The following is a 16,933-nucleotide window of genomic DNA, read 5'->3' on the forward strand; positions in this document are numbered from 1 at the left end:
GCCTCCTTCCGTGGGGGATGCCCGCCTGCCCGACGCCGCGGCGTCGGGCAGGCGGGCCCGGCGGGTCAGCCCTGGGTGACCCAGGCGTCGTAGAAGTCGAGGCGCGACGACGCCTCGAACGTCAGGCCGTGGACCGTGTCGGCGGCCGCGATGGTCGTCGAGAGCTCGTAGACCGGGATCGCGTGCCCCTTCTGGACCAGGAGGCGTGACGCCTCCGTGACGAGCCTCTGGCGCTCGGCCGGGTCGGTCGCCGCGGCCGACGCGTCGAGCAGGTCGTCCACCTCCTCCGCGTCGCGCTGGTTGATGTTGCGCGCGTTCGCCGAGAAGATCGTCCGCAGCACGTCCGGGTCGGAGCGCGTGAGGTTGTAGTAGTCGAAGTCGAAGTCGCCGCTCTCCTTGATCGCCTGCGACTCGGCGACGGTCACGTGCTGGAGCTGGAGGTCCACGCCGATCTGCGCGAGCTGCTGCTGGACCAGCTCGAGCGGCTCCGGCACCTGCCAGAACGTCACGGTCGTGGAGAGCTTCTGGCCGTCCTTCTCCCGCACGCCGTCGGCGCCCTCGACCCAGCCCGCGTCGTCGAGGATCTTCTTCGCGCCCTCGGGGTCGTAGGCGAGCTCGTCCGCGACGCTCTCGTAGAGCGGCGTCGAGTGCGACAGGACGCTCGTGGCCGGCTCGTCCTGGGCGCTGAGCACGGTGTCCGCGATCTGCTCGCGGTCGATGCCCTGGAGGATCGCCGTCCGCACGGCCTCGTCGCCCGCGAGCGGGCTCGACTCGTTGGGGAAGAGGTTGAACACGACGCCCGGGTTGGCGCGGTACTCGAGCCAGAACCCGTTCCCGTCGAACTGCGGCAGGTCGACGGTCGAGATCGCGGCCGTGGCGTCGATCTGCCCCGACTGCAGGCTGCCGCTGCGCACGCTCGCCTCGGGGATGACCTTGAACGTCACCGTGTCGAGGTAGGCCTCGCCCTGGTGGTCGCTCGCCTCCGAGCCCCACGCGTAGCCCGCGACCTTCTCGAGCACGATCTCCTGGTCCTGCGTGTACGACTTCACGGAGAACGGGCCGGAGCCGACGAACTTCCCGGCGCAGCGGTCCTCGACGCTCAGGTCGGCCGAGGACGGGGCGAGGAGGCCGAGCGAGAACGTCGACGTCGCCTGGAGGAACTGCGCGCTCGGCTCCGCGAAGTCCACCGTGAGGGTCTGCGGGTCGGTGACGGTCGTGCCCTCGTAGCCGACGAGGTACTGCGACCCGAGCGACGCCGTCGCGCCGAGCGCGACGATCGCGTCGAAGTTCGTCTTCACCGACTCGGCGTCGATCGGCGTGCCGTCGGCGTACGTCGCGTCGTCGCGCAGGTGGAACGTGTAGCTCGACGCGTCGTCGTTCACCTCCCAGCTCTCCGCGAGCCACGGCAGGATCTCGCCCGACTCCGGGTCCTGCGCCGTGAGCGACGCGACCGTCTGGCGGGCCGCCGCGATGGCGTCGTTGTTGCCGACCTGCTGCGGGTCGATGCAGTGCGAGTCGACCGTGAGGGCGAACGTCAGGTCGCCGCCCGCCACGGGCTCGCCGGACGGGCTGGGCGACCCGTCGCCGTCGGACGCGCCGGAGCCGCCGCCCGCGCACGCGCTGAGCAGGAGGCCCGTCGCGGCGGCCGCCGCGGCGACGGTCAGGGACCGGCGTCGGTGAGGTGTGGGGATCATGTCGTGCTGCTCTCCTCGTGTGCCGGCTGAGGACCGGCGGTCGTCCGGCGCCGGTGGTCGTCCGCGCCGGGCCCAGGGCCGGCGCGGCGGGGGTGCCCACCGGGGTGCCGTGCTTACCGCGCCGCGGGAGCGGCGCGGTCAGGTCGTTCCCGGAGCACCCCGTCACGTCGAAGGGTTGCTGGTCAGCGAGCCGGGCCTGCGTGCTGACGCTCGTCACCTGGGAGCAGGAAAGACAATCTCGACCGGTTGAGTCAAGTATCGAGACAGCCGTCCCGCCAGACGGACGGTTGTTTCCTGCTCCGCGACGTCGTGACCCGCCGGCAGGCCGCCACGAGCACGGCGAGGGCCCGCCTCGCCAGGCGAGACGGGCCCCTCCCCTCCGGTCCGTCGGGCTACCTCAGGCCGCGGTGAAGCCCGCCGCGCGGCGGGCGTCGGCCGGGCTCCACAGGTCCGTCTTCACCTCGGCCTGCACGACGGGCACGACCTCCTCCGCGAACCGGCGCAGCACGTCCTCCTGCTGCGCCGCGGGGATCAGGTGGTTCACCGAGACGGACTGCAGGTCGTGCCGGTACGAGGCGTGGTAGTCGAGGATCTTCTCGGCCACGCGCTCCGGCGACCCCACGAGCGCGGGCCCGCGCTCGACGGCGTCCTCGACCGTCCGGAAGCTCGGTGCCTTCCCCACGGCGTCGGGCCCGTACCCCCGGCGCGCCGCCGCCGCGACCTGGCCCTCGTAGATCGGGCGGTACTGCTCGATCGCCTCCTCCGTCGTGTCGGCGAGGAACAGCCCGCCCGAGCCCGACCCGACGAACCCGTACGCCGGGTCGTGCCCGTGCGCCGCGTACTGCTCGCGGTAGCGGTCGATGAGCACCTGGTAGTTCTCGCGCGGCTGCAGCGCGTTGGCGCTGACGATCGGGTCCCCGTACCGGGCCGCGAGGTCGACCGCGAAGCGCGACGTCGCCGACCCGTGCCAGATCCGGAACGGCCCGGCGAACGGCCGTGGCAGCGTCGTCGCGTGCTCCAGCGCGTGGCGGTGCCGCCCGCTCCAGCTGACGTCCTCCTCCGACAGCAGCAGGCGCAGCAGCTCGTAGTTCTCCTGGAGGTACTCGTACTGCTTGTCGAGGTCCAGCCCGAGCAGCGGGTACTGCAGCACCTCGTTGCCCTTGCCGATGACGATCTCCAGCCGCCCGCGGCTCAGCTGGTCGACCGTCGCGAGGTCCTCGGCGACGCGGATCGGGTCGAGCAGCGACAGCACGGTGACGCCCGTGCTCAGCAGGATGCGCGACGTCCGCGCCGCGACCGCGCCGAGGAGCACCGTCGGCGCCGACGACAGCACCTCTCCCGCGTGCCGCTCCCCCACCGCGAACGAGTCGAACCCGAGCTCCTCGGCCAGCACCGCCGTCTCCACGACCCGGTTCAACCGGTCGGACGGCGCGACCGCCTCCCCGGTCACGGGGTGGGGCGGGTTGAACACGATGTCGAGTACCTGGAACCGCACGTCCTTCTCCTTGTTGTTCGTCGTCGTCCGGGGGCCGGTACCGGCGCGTTCGGCAGCTCCGGTCGAGTTCGGCACGCGCAGGTGCCGAACCCGACCGGAGCTGCCGACCCGGGGCGGGGTTGCCGATCTGTCAGGCCGCGGTGGCCTCGGCGGCGGCGGCGTCGCGCTTCGCCACCTCCTCGCGGACGAGCGGGATGACGTAGCGACCGAAGCCGACCGCGTCGTCGAGCAGGTCGTAGCCGCGCGCGGAGATGACGCGGACGCCGAGGTCGTAGTAGGCGAGCAGCGCCTCGGCGACCTGCTCGGGCGTGCCGACGAGCGCGTTGGAGTTGCCGGCGCCGCCGGTGGCCTTCGCGGTCGCGGTCCACAGCGCGGTGTCGAAGCGCTCGCCCTGGGCGGCGATCTCGAGCAGGCGCTGGGAACCCGCGTTCTCGGGCTTGTCGATCGGGTGCCGACGGCTGAGCTGGCCCCCCGCGGCGGCCTTGCGCGCCTCGATCCGGTCGAGGATGCGGTGCGCCTTCTCCCAGGCGAGCTCCTCGGTCGGCGCGACGATCGGCCGGAACGCGGCGTGGATGCGCGGCGGCGTCGTGCGGCCCGCGGCGGCGGCCTCGGCGTGCACGCGCGCGATCTGCTCGGCGGTGCGGTCGAGCGGCTCGCCCCAGACGGCGTAGATGTCGGCCTCGGCCGCGCCGACGCGGAACGCGGCGTCCGACGACCCGCCGAACGAGATGGTCGGGGTGCGGCCCTCGAAGGGCTTGGCGTCGAGCACGAAGTCGTCGAAGTCGTAGAACGGGCCGTGGTGGTCGAACGGCTCGGCGCTCGACCAGGCCTGCTTGACGATCTGGATGTACTCGTGGGTGCGCGCGTACCGCTCGTCCTTGGTCAGCGTGTCGCCCTCGCGGCCCTGCTCGTGGTCGTTGCCGCCGGTGATGAAGTGGACGGAGAGCCGCCCGCCGGAGAGCTGGTCGAGCGTCGCGAACGTCTTGGCGGCGTACGTCGGGTAGGACACGTTGGGCCGGTGCGCGAGCAGCAGCTCGATCGACTGCAGGCGCGCGGCGGTGTAGGCGGCGAGCGCGGCGGGCTCGGGGCCGGAGGAGCCGTACGCGAAGAGGACGCGCGTCCAGCCGTTGTCCTCGTGCGCGCGCACGAGGCGCTCGAGGTAGGCGGGGTCGAACGCGGCGGTCGTGCGCTCGGTGGTCTCCGAGGCGTCGTTGGTCGTGGCGATGCCGAGGAACTCGACGGGCATGAGGGTCTCCGTGGTGTCGGTGCGGGTGGTTCGGGGTGCGGGGTCGCGGACCGGACGTGCGGGGCACGGTCCGGCCGCCGGCTCAGGGCCGGGCGGGTGCCGTCGGCTCCGGCGGCGCCGCGGACCCCGAGGGCGCGGGCTCCGGGGCCGCCCCGACGGGGTCGGACGCCGGGAGGCCGGCCTCCTTCCACGCGGGGAAGCCGCCGTCGACGTGGGACACGTGCGTGTACCCGCGGCGTGCGAGCGCCTCGGCCACCGGCCCGGAGCCGTTCGGCGACCCGCACACGACGACGACGGGCGTGTCGAGCGAGATCACCGGGGCGTCGGCGGGGCCGAACAGCGCGTCGAGGTCGTCGCGGTCGGCGTGCGTGGCGCCGGGGATCTCGCCGTGCGCGGCGCGACCGCCGGCCGAGCGCACGTCGATCAGCAGCGCGCCGTCGGCGACCTGGGCGGCGGCGTCGGTCGCGGCCCGCAGGGGCGGGGTCGTGGTCATCGGTGTCTCCTTCGCGGGGTGGTGGTGTCAGTGGGTGGCGGCGAGCGCGGGTGCGACGTCGGGGGCGACGGCGGCGCGTGCGGCAGCGTCGGCGTCGGCGTCCGCGAACCAGTGCTCGGCGAGCAGCGCGAACGAGCGTCGGGCGTCGTCGGCGTCGTGGGTCGCGGTGGTGACGAGGAGCTCGTCCGCGCCGGTCGCGCGGCGCAGGGTCTCGAGCCGCCGCACGACGGTCTCGGGGTCACCGACGATGCGTGTGTCGACGCGGTCGGCGACGAGCGCGCGCTCCGCCTCCGGACGCTCCTCCCACGCGGGCGACGTGCCCGGCTCCGGGTAGGCGATCGCGCCGTCGGCGCCGCTGCGGATGGAGAGCACCCAGTCCGCGAACGGCGTCGCGAGCTCGCGGGCCCGCTCGACGGTGTCGGCGACGAGCACGTCGGCGGACACGACGACGTAGGGCTCGTCGAGCACGCCCGGCCGGAACGCCTCGCGGTACGCGGCGACGGTGTCGAGCGTCGCCGACGGCGCCACGTGGTAGTTCGCGGCGAGCGGCAGCCCGAGCTCGCCCGCGACGCGCGCGCTCTCGCCCGCGCTCGACGCGAGGACCCACAGGTCCCAGTCGGCGCCCTCGACGGGCGGGCTCACGTACGACGTCCCGCGCTCGTCGCGGTAGGTCCCCGCGCGCAGGCCGAGCACGAGCTCGAGCTCGTCGCGGAAGCTCGCCGGGGTGCGCGACGCCCCGACGATCCGCTTCTGCGCGAGGATGCGCTCGCGCAGCACGGAGTCGTTCACGTCGGCGGGCGGCGCGCCGGGCACGTACAGCCCGTCGACGACCCGCGGCCCGGTGGCGGGCCGGGCCCGCCGCGGCGCCCCGGCCCCCTTCTCCCCCGTCGGCGGCGTGAACGCGCGGCCGAGCCCGAGGTCGACGCGGCCCGGGTGGAGCGCGGCGATCGTCCCGAACTGCTCGGCGGCGACGAGCGGGCTCGTCGTGCTGAGCAGCACGGCACCGCTGCCGACGCGGATGCGCTCGGTCCGGGCCGCGACGGCGGCGGCGAGCACGGCGGGCGACGCCGAGCCGACGCCGGGCGACAGGTGGTGCTCGGCGTACCAGACGCGGTGGTAGCCGAGCCGGTCGAGGTCGCGCGCGAGCCCGACGGCGCGGCGCACCGCGTCCTGGCCCGTCGCCCCCTCGGGGACGATCGCGAGATCGAGCACGGACAGCGGGACGCGGCCGGACGCCGGTCGCGGCCCGCCGGGGGTGGCGGTCGGGTGCGGGTGCTGGTGGGACATGGCTTCCTCTGGTGGGGTGCGGTGGCTCGGGGCGACGCGGTCGCCGGGCTACTTGGACGGGAACCCGAGCGCGGCGAGCGTGGTGCGCAGGTGGGCGCGCCCGCGCAGGGCGCCGGGGACGCGCAGGCGGTCGACGACGCGGTCGCGCCAGCCGCCGTCGAGCCCCTCCTCGCGGTAGAAGGGCGCGATGCGCTCCTCGTACGCCGCGACGTGCTGGTCCTGCCCGACGGCGCGGTAGCGCTCGGCGTGCAGGACGGCCGCCTGCGGCAGCCGCGGCTTGACCCGTTCCCCGCCCGCGGGGTCGGGGTGCCCGACGACGAGCCCCACGACCGCGACGACGCCCTCGGGCAGGCCGAGCTCGGCCGCGACCTGGGCGGGGTGGTTGCGCAGCGCGCCGATGTACACGGTGCCGAGACCGAGCGACTCCGCCGCCACGACGGCGTTCTGCGCGGCGAGCGCGGCGTCGAGGAACGCGACGACCGTCGTCTCGAGGTAGTCGGTCGCCTCGAGCCGGACGCCCTCGCGCTCGCCGAGAGCGCGGGCCCGCGCGACGTCGGCGAGCCAGACGAGCAGCAGCGGCGCGGTGCGCACGTGCTCCTGGTCGCCCGCGAGCGCCGCGAGCCGCGCCTTGCGCACGGGGTCGGTGACGGCGACGACGCTCCAGAGCTGGAGGTTCGACGACGTCGGGGCGGACTGCGCGGCGGCGACGAGCGTCGGCACGACGTGGTGGGCCAGCGGGTCGGTGCGGTAGCGGCGCACCGTCCGGTGGCCCAGCTGCGTCGCGAGGACGGTGCCGGGACGGTCCGCGGCGGGTGCCAGGCCCGCGGCCGCGCCGGGCGCGACGTCCTCGACCGCGGCGAGGTCGACGCCGTACCGCGCGGCGAGCGCGGCGCGGGCACCGTCGGTGTCGTGGGGCGGCGCGGGGAGCGTCCCGGGGTCCGCGGCCGGGGCCGGAGCGTCCCCGGCGGTGGGTGCGGGAGCGATCGTCATGAGGCGGTCCTCTCGGGGAGTGCGGCGAGGCGGGCGAGCGCGAACCGCTCGGCGGCGGTGCCGCCGTCGGGCAGGGCGCCGGGGGCGGTCGCGAGGTCGGCGAGCACGCGCCCGACGGCCGGGGCGAACTTGAAGCCGTGGCCGGAGAACCCGGCGCCGACGACGACCGGGCCGCGCCGGTCGAGCACGAAGTCGTGGTCCGGCGTCGTGGTGTACGTGCAGCTCACGGGGACGTAGGCGTCGGGGTCGAGGCCGGGCAGCCAGGTCCGCACGTAGTCGCGCAGCGCGGCGAGCTGGCCCGGCTCCGGCCGGTAGGAGCGCCGGTCGGGGTCGACGACGGGGCCGACGCCGTGGAAGCCGACCTTGACGCCCTCGCCCGGGGTCGCGAGCCCGTAGACGCCGCTCGGCCACGCGGTGCCGGGACCGACGTCGTGCGTGAACGCGGGCCACCCCGCGGGCGACGTGCCGGGGGCGAGCGCGAAGTGGGCGGGCTGCTCCTGCGTGACGACGAGCGGGAGCTCCTGCCCGAGCAGGCCGCCCGCCGGGGAACCCAGCAGACCCGCGCTCCACGCCCCGACGGTCACGACGACGACCCGCGCGACGACGTCGGCGCCGTCGGTGACGACGCGCACGCCCTCGGGGACGCGCTCGACGTGCCGGACGGCGACCTCGTGCCGCACGTCGGCGCCCCGCGCGGCCGCGGCCCCCTGGAGGGCCGCGACGGCCCGGTCGGCGTGGAGCCGGCCGGCCGTCGCGACCTCGTGCAGCACCCGGCCCTCGAACCGCAGCCCCGGCCAGCGCTCGGCCGCGGCCGCGGGGTCGAGCCACTCGTGCTCGATCCCCCGGACCGCGAACGCGGCGCCGATCGCGTCGACGCGGCGCTCGGCCGCGCCGTCACGACGCCCGTGGCTCACGCCGCCGGTCACGTCGAGGAGCTCGGTCCCGGTCTCGTCCTCGACCTCGCGCCACTGGCGTAGCGCCTCCTGCGCGAGGTCGAGGTACTCGGGCTCGGCGTACGTCGTGCGGTAGATGCGCGACGTCCCGTGCGAGGCGCCGTGCGCGTGCCCGGGCGCGAAGCGCTCGAGCAGCACGACGTCGCGCCCGCGCCGGGCGAGCTGCCACGCCGCGGCCGAGCCCATGACGCCGCCCCCGACCACGAGGTGGTCGACGTGCTGGGTGCTGGTGGTCATGCGCGGGTCACTCCGTCTTCGGCAGGCCGGGCGGGTTGGTCTGCGACTCCTCGACGGCCTCGGACTCCAGGCCCCACCGCTGGAGCACCTCGAGGTAGGTGCCGTCCTCGATGGCGTGGTTGATCGCGGCCGTGATGGCCGGGGCCGCCTCGTTGCCCTTCTTCGTGGCGACGGCGATCTGCGCCGTGTCGGGCCAGCCGCCGTTGAGCGTGCCCACGACCTTGAAGTCCTGCGGGGAGATCGCCGCCTGGTACGCGAGCGACGCGTTGGGGCCGACGTACGTCTCGATGCGCCCGGACTGGAGCGCGAGCAGGACATCGGAGAACTGCTCGTAGTACTCGGGGCCCTGGATGGGCTCGAGGCCGTCCTCCTGGTTGAGGCGGTCCCACTCGAGCACGATCTTCTCCTGGTTCGTCCCGGAGCCGACGGCGACGACCTTGCCCGCGATGTCCTCGCGCTTCGTGATCGACGTGATGTCGGAGTCGGCGCCCACGAGCCAGCCGAGCTCGTCGTTGCGGTACGTGGAGAAGTCGATCGTCTCCTTGCGCTCCTCGGTCACCGTGACGTTGGAGATCACGGCGTCGACGTCGCCCGAGCCGAGCGCGAGCGGCCAGTCGGCCCAGGCCTTGACCTCCAGGCGCAGGTCCTTGCCGAGCGCGTCGGCGACGAGCTGCGCGATGTCGGTCTCGTTGCCGATGGGCGTCTCGTCGTCGTCGGCGAGGAAGCCGAGCGGCGGCGCCGCGCCCGCGGAGATCGCGACGACGAGCTCGTCCTTGTCCTTCCAGGCGTCCGGGAGGAGCGCGACGGCCTCGGCCGACTCGGTGGTGCGGATGCGGTCCTGGTCCGGGCTCGTGCTCACGTCGAGGGCGTCCGAGACGGACGTCGTGCTCTCGTCGGTCGCCGCGCCCTCGTCCGCGGCGGCCGGGGCGTCGGTGCTCACCCCGGAGCAGGCCGCGAGCGCCAGCAGGGGCACGACGGCGAGGGCGGCGAGCGCGCGGGGGGCGCGGGCGCGGGTGGTCGTTGCGGTCACGGGAGTCCTACCTCTCGGGTGGTGCGTCGGGGTGACGCAGGGAGTGCGGGTGTGCGGGACGGCCGGCGGCCGGTCGCGGGTCACGACGGCGGGCGTCGGTGGACGTCGGGTGGGTTTCAGAGGACTTTCTGGAGGAAGGCCCGGGTGCGGTCGTGGCGCGGGTGGTCGAGCACCTCGGCGGGCGTGCCCTGCTCCACGACGACGCCGTCGTCCATGAACACGACGGTGTCGGCGACCTCGCGGGCGAAGCCGATCTCGTGCGTCACGACGACGAGCGTCGTGCCGGTGCTCGCGACGTCCTTGATGACCTCGAGCACCTCCCCGACGAGCTCGGGGTCGAGCGCCGAGGTGGGCTCGTCGAACAGGAGCACCTTGGGCCGCAGCGCGAGCGCACGGGCGATGGCGACGCGCTGCTGCTGCCCGCCGGAGAGCTGGCGGGGTCGCGCGTCGGCCTTGTCCGCGAGCCCGACGCGTTCCAGCAGCGCGCGGGCCTCGGGCTCGACGTCCTCGCGGCGCCGACGCTGCGCGGATACCGGCGCCTCGACGACGTTCTCGAGCGCGGTGAGGTGCGGGAAGAGGTTGAAGCTCTGGAAGACGAACCCGATCTGGGTGCGCTGGCCGAGGATCTCGCGCTCCTTGAGCTCGCGCAGGGTGTTGCCCTTGCGGCGGTACCCGATGAGCTCGCCGTCGAGCGAGATGAACCCCTTGTCGACCTTCTCCAGGTGGTTGATCGCGCGCAGCAGCGTCGACTTCCCGGAGCCGGACGGGCCGAGCACGACCGTCACGGACCCGGGCGGCACGGTGAGCGACACGTCGCGCAGCACCTCGAGGGTGCCGAAGCTCTTGTGGACGCCGTGGATCTCGACGAGCCCGGCGGTCGCGACGTCGGCGCTCATGCCGCACCTCCCGACGTGCGCGCGGTGCGGGTCAGCACGCCCACCCGGGCGCGGGCCGCGTACGCGGGCGGGACGGCGTCGGGCACGGGGCGGCCGGAGAGCCGCGACGCCCAGACGAGCACGGTCCACCGCGCCTTCTGCAGCGGGGTCGGGGGCAGCGTGCGCACCGCGCCCTTCGCGTAGTGCCGCTCGACGTAGTACTGCACGACGGTGATGAGCGTGGTGAGCACGAGGTACCAGATCGACGCGACGATGAGCAGCGGCACGACGCGGCCGTTGCGGCCGTAGATGACGCTGACGATGTAGAACAGCTCGCCGTACGCCAGCACGTAGACGATCGACGTGCCCTTGAGCAGCCCGATCACCTCGTTGACGGCCGTCGGGATGATGGAGCGCATCGCCTGCGGCAGGATGATGCGGCTCACCTGGCGGCGCTTGGGGATGCCGAGCGACGCGGCGGCCTCCTGCTGCCCCTGGTCGACCGAGAGGATCCCGGCCCGCACGATCTCGGCCGAGTACGCGGCCTGCGAGAGCCCGAGCCCGAGGATCGCGGCCCAGAACTTGTCGATCACGGACAGCGTGTCGAAGTAGAGGAACTCCGGCCCGAAGGGGATGCCGACGCTCAGGTACGGGTACAGGTAGGCGAGGTTGTACCAGAGCAGGAGCTGCAGCAGCAGCGGCACGGACCGGAACACCCACGTGTACGTCCACGAGACCGACTGCAGGAGCGGCGAGCGCGACAGGCGCATGAGCGCGAGCACGGTGCCGAGCGCGAACCCGACGACCGACGCGACGAGCGTGAGCCGGATCGTCGCCCACGCGCCCTCGAGGATCGAGGGCCAGGTGAGGTACTGCGCGACGACGCCCCACTCCCAGCGGTCGTTCGTCACGAGCGAGCTGACGACCATGGCGAGGAGCACGGCCACGCCGGCCGTCGCGACCCAGCGGCCCGGGTGCCGGGCGGGGACGATGCGCAGGCTCTCGAGCGGCAGCGCGTCCTCGACACCGCCGCGCGGGTCGGCGGGGTGCCGGCCCGACGGCGGCGCGAGCTGCCGGGACTCGTCCTGCGGGAGCGACACGGTGCTCATGGCGCGACCTCCAACCACTTCTCGAAGGCGAGCGGGCCGATCTCCTCGGGATCGGTCCCGGTGTCGAACAGGGGCGTGTAGCCGGTCGCGAGGTACAGACCGGCGGCCTCGGGCTGGCGCGGGCCCGTCGTGAGGTAGACGCGCCGGTAGCCGCGCTCGACGGCCCGGCGCTCGAGCTCGGCGAGCACGAGGCGCGCCAGCCCGCGGCGCCGGTGCGCCGAGTGCGTCCAGATCCGCTTGAGCTCGGCGGTGCGCACGGCGGGCGTCCCGTCGGCGCGGCGCGCGGCCGGCCGGGCGAGGCGCGCCGGGTCGCCGAGCTCCGGCTCGGCCCGACGGCGGAACGCGCCGCCCGCGACGGGCTCGCCGTCCTCCAGCACCAGCACGAGCTCGCCGTGCGGCGCGGCGAAGTCCTGCGCGGGGTAGTGCTCCATCTCGGCGCGGAGCTCCTCGGCGCTGAGCACGCGCTGGTACCGCGTCCAGTACTCGTGGGAGAGCTCGTCGAGCAGCGGCCGCACGAGCGGGTCGTGCATCGCGACGGACCGGACCTCGCGCGTCCCCTGCCCGGCGGGGCGCGCGGCGACGGCGGTCACCGGGGTGCCCTCTCGCCCGCGGTGACGGCGAACGGCACGTGGTTGCCCTCGACCGGCGCCGGGCACGTGCCGAAGTCGCTGAACGCGTACGGCAGGTTGACGGCCCGGTTGAGGTCGAGGCGCACGCTGCCCGCGGTGCCGGGCACCGCGTCGGCGTCCACGCGCAGGACCCGCCAGGGGGCGACGCCGTCCGCCTCGTCGCTGAAGAGCAGCGTCACCGCACCGCCCGGCGCGCCGGTGAGGGCGAGCGTCGCGCCGCGCCGGGCGCCGTCGCGCTCGACGACGAGGTCGACCTCGCCGACCGTGCGCACGTGGTGCACGAGGCCGGGCCGGGCGGCGCCGACGACGACGGGCCGCGGCGCGTCGTACCAGCGCACCGGCGCGTCGACGACCCAGGCGGGGTCGTAGGCGAACGTCGGGACGCCGTCGAACGCCGTCCGGGCCGGGGCGAGCGGGTCGCGCACGCGGACGGCGTAGCGGCCCGTGCGGCGCACGACCTCCACCGCGACCTCGCGCGTCTCGCCGCCGTCGGACGGGTCGCCCGCGTCCCGGCCGTCCGGGAGGAACGTGCCCGCGAGCGTCGACCCGCCCTCCGCGACGACGACGGTCCCGACGGCGCTGCCCGTCGTCCGGACGGCGCCGCCCTCGTCCGCGCGGTGGTGCGCGCCGTCGGCGTCGGCCCACCAGAGCCCCGGGACACCCGGGAGGGCGGCGGGCTCGGCCGGGAGCGCGTGGTACGCGACGAGGCTCAGCCAGCCGTGCGGCGGGCGCAGCCCGTCCTCGCGGTCGGCGTGCCAGGCGGCCCACGCGGCGGCGTCGGGCGACGCGGACACGACGGGGTCGGCGGGTGCGGTGGCCACGGCGCCCGTGGCGGTCGGCGTGCTCGTGCTCATGGGTCCTCCGAGGTCGGTGCGGGTGGTCGGTGCGGTGGTCGCCGCGGTGCCGGCGGCGGTCAGCCGACGAGCTCGGCGGGGTGCGCCGTCGTGGGCTCGCCGTCGCCGCGCGTCGCGCCGGGGCGGGCGAGGCCGAGGTGCTCGCGCAGGGTCGTGCCCGCGTACTCCGTGCGGAACGAGCCGCGCTCCTGGAGCAGCGGGACGACCTGGTCGAAGACGTCGTCGAGCCCGCCCGGCGTGAGGTGGGGCACGAGGATGAAGCCGTCGGAGGCGTCCTCCTGGACGTGCCGGTCGATGTCGTCCGCGACCTGCTGCGGCGTGCCGACGAACCCGCCGCGCGACGTCACCTGGATGACGAGCTCGCGGATCGACCACCCGTTCGCCTCGGCCTGCTCGCGCCACGCCGCGGCGACCGCCGCCGGGTCCTTCGCGTGCCGCACGCGGCCGCGCGTGATCGACAGGTTCTCGGTGTCGGGGTCGACGTCGGGCAGCGGGCCCTCGGGGTCGTACGCCTCGAGGTCGCGGCCCCAGACCTGCTCGAGGAACGCGATCGCCGTCGGGCCCGAGACCTGCTGGAGCCGGATCTCCCGGGCGCGCTCCTCCGCCTCGGCGGGCGTGTCGCCCAGCACGACGACGGTCGCGGGCAGGATCTTCAGGGAGTCGCGCTCGCGCCCGTGCGCCGCGAGCCGCCCCTTGACGTCCTCGTAGAACGCGCGCCCGGCGTCGAACGTCGAGTGCGCGGAGAACACGACGTCGGCCGTCGCGGCGGCGAACTCGCGCCCGTCGGCCGAGTCGCCCGCCTGGAACAGGACGGGGTGGCCCTGCGGCCCGCGCGGCGTCTCGAACAGCCCGACGACGTCCGCGTACGTCCCGTGGTGCGCGACCGGCCGCACCGCCCCGGGCCGCAGGAACTCGCCCGCGATCCGGTCGGCCAGCACCGCGTCGTCGTCCCACGAGTCCCACAGGGCGCGCGCGACCTCGACGACCTCGGCCGCCCGCGCGTACCGCTCGGGGTAGGGCAGGTACCCACCGCGGCGGAAGTTGGCGCCCGTGAAGGCGTCGGGGCTCGTCACGAGGTTCCAGGCCGCGCGGCCCTCGGAGAGCAGGTCGAGCGTCGCGAACTGCTTCGCGAGCTCCCACGGCTCGTTGAACGTCGTGTTGATCGTGCCCGCGAGGCCGAGCCGCTCGGTGACGGCGGCGAGCGCGGCGAGGACGGGCAGCGTGTCGGGGCGGCCGACGACGTCGAGGTCGTGGATGCGGCCCTTGTGCTCGCGCAGGCGCAGGCCCTCGGCGAGGAAGAAGAAGTCGAGCCTCGCCTCCTCGGCGCGGCGCGCGAGGTGCTCGAACGACGCGAAGTCGATCTGGCTGCGCGAGCGGGGGTCGCTCCACACGGTGGTGTTGTTGACGCCCGGGAAGTGGGCGCCGAGGTGGATCTGCTTGCGGGGTCGGGTGCTCATGTCGCGTCCGTCCGGGCTCAGGCGATCGCCGCGTAGCGGTTCGCGGGGTGCGGGAGGCCGAGCGTGTCGCGCAGCGTCGTGCCCGGGTACGCGGTGCGGAACAGGCCCACGCCCTGGAGCAGCGGCACGACCCCGTCGACGATCGCGTCGAGGTCCGTGCTCAGCGACGACGGCCGCAGCAGGAAGCCGTCGGCGGCACCGGCGTGCGCCCACTCCTCGACCGTCGCCGCGAGGTCGCGCGCCGTGCCGACGTGCGTCAGCGAGTCGGTGTCCCACGAGACGCCCTCGAGGTCCTCGAGCAGGTCGAGGCGGGCCTGCGCGCTCGCGCGCGTGTCCCCGACGACGACGTACGCGTCCACGAGGACCCGCAGCCCGTCGGGGTCGCGCCCGGCGTCCGCGGCGGCGTCGCGCACCTGCGCCCGCAGCGCGACCGCCTCGTCCCGCGTCGCCGCGCGGACCCGCACGACGTCGGCGCGCCGGGCCGCGAGGTCGAGCGACGCCGGCGTGCTCGCGCGGACGACGACGGGCGGCTGGCCCTGCGGCGGGCGCGGCGTGATCGACGGCCCCTTGACCGCGAACCGGATGCCCTCGTGGTCGACGTAGTGCAGCTTCTCGCGGTCCACGAACCGGCCCGTCGCGACGTCGCGGATCTCGGCGTCGTCCTCCCACGAGTCCCAGAGCCGCGTGACGACCTCGACCGCCTCGTCGGCCTCGGCCACGGCGTCGGGCTCGTCCTGGGCGCCCTTGCGCCCGAAGGCCGCGGCCTCGGCCGGGGTCGTGGACCACCCGACCTGCCATCCCGCGCGGCCGGAGCTCACGTGGTCGATCGTCGCGACCGCCTTGGAGACGTGGAACGGCTCGGTGTGCGTGGTGGTGACGGTCGGGACGAGGCCGATGCCCGCGCTGCGCGGCGCGAGCCGGGACGCGACGAGCGCGGCGTCGAGCCGGCCGCGCACGGACCCGTTGCGGCCCGGCTGGAGGGTGAACGCGTCGTCGAGCGTGACGAGGTCGAGCAGGCCGCGCTGGGCGGTGGCCACGAGCTCGACGAGGCGCTTGGCGTCGAACAGGCGCTGGGCCTGGGACCCCACGGTCCGCCAGGCGGCGGGGTGCGCACCGGCGTCGGTGAGGTCGACGCCCAGGTGGACGGTACGGGCGGGGCGGGGGTCGGGCATCGCGAGGATCCGTTCTGGGACAGGCGCCGGCCGCGCGCTCAGGGCGCGGCGGGGTGCCGGGGGTGGGCAGGGTCGCCCCGCCGCGGGGCGGCAGGGCGGGCCCGGGAGGCCGGAGGGAGGCCCGTCAGGGCGTGCGCGCGGGGGCGCGCGGCGTCAGGAGCGGGGCGTCGTCAGCGACAACAGGTGACGCCCGCGAGGGCGCCGACCGGACAGGAGACGACGGCCGCACCGCGGACCGGACAGGGGCACGTCGGCGCGTGCGGGGTGCTCACCGCGGTGCTCGACTCTCGCCGGTCCATCGTCCGTCTCCTTCGTGCCCGTCTCCGGGCGCCGCGTGTTGCCCCGCACCGCGCAGGTCGCGCGACGCGGGACCTGGTCCTCACCCGGGGCACCCCGCCGCGCGGGAGGGTTGCCGTCCGACGAGCCGGGGCTTCGCGTCGGAGCTCATGACCATGTCCTGTGCCGGGGTCCGTGGACCTCGGTTGCCGGGAACCTACGAGCGGTCGGAGAGGGTGTCAACGCACCGCCGGGACCTTCCCACATACTGGACTCGATCGGTCAACTTTGAGCAGCCGAGGCCCTCGTTTGCACCGAGTGCATCGATGCACCTAGTGTCAAGAGGTGCCTCTCCTCCCCGGACCCGAGCGCCCGACCGCGCCCGCGACGGACGCCGTGACCCCGGACGCGCCGAGCGCGGACGTCCCCGGCCCGGACGCCGCGGCTCCGGACCGTCGCGCGGCCCTGCGCGCACGCCACCGCCGCGCGATCGTCGCCGCCGCCGCGTCGCTCATGGAGGAGAAGGGCGGCGCGCGCTTCACCGTCGACGAGCTCGCGGCCCGGGCCGACGTCGCGCGCCGCACGATCTTCAACCACTTCGCGTCGCTCGACGACGTCGTCGTCGAGGTCTGCGAGGACGTGCTGGGCACCGTCGTCGAGACGCTCGGGGCGAGCGCGGCCGAGCCGGGCACCGACCGCCCCACGCCCCTCGACGACGTCACCGCGGCGCTGCGCGGCACGGACCTCGTCGGCCCCATGGCCTACCTCACGCGCGCCCTCGGCGGTACCGCGACCGAGCCCACGCCGCGCGTCACGACGATGGTCGTGCGCACCTTCACCCACCTCGCCGAGCGCCTCGTCGCGGCGACCACGCGCCGGCACCCGGACGTCGACCCGCTCGAGATCGAGATGCTCGTGGGCGCGCTCATGGCCGGGGTCCTCGTCATCCAGCGGCGCTGGTGGGCCGAGACCGGCGCCGCCGACGACGACGCGTCGCGCGCGGTGTGGTCCGGCCTGCTCGACCGCCTCGTCGAACGGATCCGCGCCGGCTGGGCGGACCCCGTCTGACACGACCCGCACCCTCCCCGCCCTGTCCCGCCTCGCGACCACCTCTCCCGCAGCACCGCACCCGCCAC

15 protein-coding genes and 2 riboswitches are annotated in these 16,933 nt (G+C 75.2%); of the genes, 1 reads left to right on the plus strand and 14 read right to left on the minus strand.

Translation table 11 applies throughout. From position 1 onward, the window contains the following. Nucleotides 1–65: 65 nt before the first annotated feature. From BXA05_RS01885 to BXA05_RS01950, 14 genes are all read right to left on the minus strand, one after another. A complete protein-coding gene (locus BXA05_RS01885; protein WP_076403567.1) occupies nucleotides 66–1,694 on the minus strand; it encodes an ABC transporter substrate-binding protein in 1,629 nt (542 codons plus the stop codon). A 104-nt stretch (nucleotides 1,695–1,798) separates the two neighbouring features. Then, nucleotides 1,799–1,912: riboswitch (SAM riboswitch) on the minus strand. A gap of 179 nt (nucleotides 1,913–2,091) precedes the next feature. Continuing rightward, the gene (locus BXA05_RS01890) at nucleotides 2,092–3,189 is read right to left on the minus strand and encodes an LLM class flavin-dependent oxidoreductase (RefSeq protein ID WP_076403569.1); all 1,098 of its coding nucleotides are present in this window, start codon (nucleotides 3,187–3,189) and stop codon (nucleotides 2,092–2,094) included. 130 nt (nucleotides 3,190–3,319) lie between these two features. Beyond that, complete coding sequence (locus BXA05_RS01895; RefSeq protein ID WP_076403571.1) at nucleotides 3,320–4,435, minus strand: LLM class flavin-dependent oxidoreductase; 1,116 nt, start codon at nucleotides 4,433–4,435, stop codon at nucleotides 3,320–3,322. A gap of 82 nt (nucleotides 4,436–4,517) precedes the next feature. Further along, nucleotides 4,518–4,928: a rhodanese-like domain-containing protein gene (locus BXA05_RS01900; protein WP_076403573.1), complete on the minus strand. Its 411-nt coding sequence runs from the start codon at nucleotides 4,926–4,928 to the stop codon at nucleotides 4,518–4,520. A 27-nt stretch (nucleotides 4,929–4,955) separates the two neighbouring features. Then, nucleotides 4,956–6,215, minus strand: coding sequence for an LLM class flavin-dependent oxidoreductase (locus BXA05_RS01905; RefSeq protein ID WP_076403576.1), 1,260 nt, complete (start codon nucleotides 6,213–6,215; stop codon nucleotides 4,956–4,958). A 48-nt stretch (nucleotides 6,216–6,263) separates the two neighbouring features. Beyond that, complete coding sequence (locus BXA05_RS01910) at nucleotides 6,264–7,205, minus strand: NADPH-dependent oxidoreductase (protein ID WP_083711255.1); 942 nt, start codon at nucleotides 7,203–7,205, stop codon at nucleotides 6,264–6,266. Beyond that, entirely contained in the window at nucleotides 7,202–8,395 is a 1,194-nt protein-coding gene (locus BXA05_RS01915; protein ID WP_061268343.1) for an FAD-dependent oxidoreductase, read from the minus strand. The genes BXA05_RS01910 and BXA05_RS01915 overlap by 4 nt, the downstream gene beginning before the upstream one ends. Before the next feature lie 7 nt (nucleotides 8,396–8,402). Next, nucleotides 8,403–9,425, minus strand: a complete 1,023-nt coding sequence (locus BXA05_RS01920; protein ID WP_043657600.1) for an ABC transporter substrate-binding protein — start codon at nucleotides 9,423–9,425, stop codon at nucleotides 8,403–8,405. Between the two features lie 116 nt (nucleotides 9,426–9,541). Beyond that, a complete protein-coding gene (locus BXA05_RS01925; RefSeq protein WP_076403579.1) occupies nucleotides 9,542–10,321 on the minus strand; it encodes an amino acid ABC transporter ATP-binding protein in 780 nt (259 codons plus the stop codon). Further along, nucleotides 10,318–11,409 (minus strand): amino acid ABC transporter permease, encoded by a 1,092-nt coding sequence (locus BXA05_RS01930; RefSeq protein ID WP_076403581.1) that lies wholly within the window; start codon nucleotides 11,407–11,409, stop codon nucleotides 10,318–10,320. Before BXA05_RS01930 ends, BXA05_RS01925 begins: the two co-directional genes overlap by 4 nt. Next, nucleotides 11,406–11,999 (minus strand): GNAT family N-acetyltransferase, encoded by a 594-nt coding sequence (locus BXA05_RS01935; RefSeq protein WP_076403583.1) that lies wholly within the window; start codon nucleotides 11,997–11,999, stop codon nucleotides 11,406–11,408. The genes BXA05_RS01930 and BXA05_RS01935 overlap by 4 nt, the downstream gene beginning before the upstream one ends. Continuing rightward, nucleotides 11,996–12,892 (minus strand): DUF1684 domain-containing protein, encoded by an 897-nt coding sequence (locus tag BXA05_RS01940; RefSeq protein WP_083711257.1) that lies wholly within the window; start codon nucleotides 12,890–12,892, stop codon nucleotides 11,996–11,998. Before BXA05_RS01940 ends, BXA05_RS01935 begins: the two co-directional genes overlap by 4 nt. A gap of 59 nt (nucleotides 12,893–12,951) precedes the next feature. Continuing rightward, nucleotides 12,952–14,349, minus strand: coding sequence for an NtaA/DmoA family FMN-dependent monooxygenase (locus tag BXA05_RS01945; RefSeq protein ID WP_076403585.1), 1,398 nt, complete (start codon nucleotides 14,347–14,349; stop codon nucleotides 12,952–12,954). A gap of 17 nt (nucleotides 14,350–14,366) precedes the next feature. Further along, a complete protein-coding gene (locus BXA05_RS01950; RefSeq protein ID WP_043657610.1) occupies nucleotides 14,367–15,521 on the minus strand; it encodes an LLM class flavin-dependent oxidoreductase in 1,155 nt (384 codons plus the stop codon). 344 nt (nucleotides 15,522–15,865) lie between these two features. After that, nucleotides 15,866–15,973: riboswitch (SAM riboswitch) on the minus strand. A gap of 169 nt (nucleotides 15,974–16,142) precedes the next feature. Between BXA05_RS01950 and BXA05_RS01955 the strand changes: the two genes are divergently transcribed. After that, complete coding sequence (locus BXA05_RS01955) at nucleotides 16,143–16,865, plus strand: TetR/AcrR family transcriptional regulator (protein ID WP_244550359.1); 723 nt, start codon at nucleotides 16,143–16,145, stop codon at nucleotides 16,863–16,865. The last annotated feature ends 68 nt before the right edge of the window (nucleotides 16,866–16,933 follow it).

It is taken from the genome of Cellulosimicrobium funkei, from assembly GCF_900155925.1.
Classification (GTDB): domain Bacteria; phylum Actinomycetota; class Actinomycetes; order Actinomycetales; family Cellulomonadaceae; genus Cellulosimicrobium; species Cellulosimicrobium funkei.

What these genes read in the sequence shown, in the direction of transcription:
- BXA05_RS01885 (WP_076403567.1), bottom strand. Translation starts at nt 1,694, where the DNA reads ATGATCCCCACACCTCACCGACGCCGGTCCCTGACCGTCGCCGCGGCG.
- BXA05_RS01895 (WP_076403571.1), bottom strand. Translation starts at nt 4,435, where the DNA reads ATGCCCGTCGAGTTCCTCGGCATCGCCACGACCAACGACGCCTCGGAG.
- BXA05_RS01900 (WP_076403573.1), bottom strand. Translation starts at nt 4,928, where the DNA reads ATGACCACGACCCCGCCCCTGCGGGCCGCGACCGACGCCGCCGCCCAG.
- BXA05_RS01905 (WP_076403576.1), bottom strand. Translation starts at nt 6,215, where the DNA reads ATGTCCCACCAGCACCCGCACCCGACCGCCACCCCCGGCGGGCCGCGA.
- BXA05_RS01910 (WP_083711255.1), bottom strand. Translation starts at nt 7,205, where the DNA reads ATGACGATCGCTCCCGCACCCACCGCCGGGGACGCTCCGGCCCCGGCC.
- BXA05_RS01915 (WP_061268343.1), bottom strand. Translation starts at nt 8,395, where the DNA reads ATGACCACCAGCACCCAGCACGTCGACCACCTCGTGGTCGGGGGCGGC.
- BXA05_RS01925 (WP_076403579.1), bottom strand. Translation starts at nt 10,321, where the DNA reads ATGAGCGCCGACGTCGCGACCGCCGGGCTCGTCGAGATCCACGGCGTC.
- BXA05_RS01930 (WP_076403581.1), bottom strand. Translation starts at nt 11,409, where the DNA reads ATGAGCACCGTGTCGCTCCCGCAGGACGAGTCCCGGCAGCTCGCGCCG.
- BXA05_RS01940 (WP_083711257.1), bottom strand. Translation starts at nt 12,892, where the DNA reads ATGAGCACGAGCACGCCGACCGCCACGGGCGCCGTGGCCACCGCACCC.
- BXA05_RS01945 (WP_076403585.1), bottom strand. Translation starts at nt 14,349, where the DNA reads ATGAGCACCCGACCCCGCAAGCAGATCCACCTCGGCGCCCACTTCCCG.
- BXA05_RS01950 (WP_043657610.1), bottom strand. Translation starts at nt 15,521, where the DNA reads ATGCCCGACCCCCGCCCCGCCCGTACCGTCCACCTGGGCGTCGACCTC.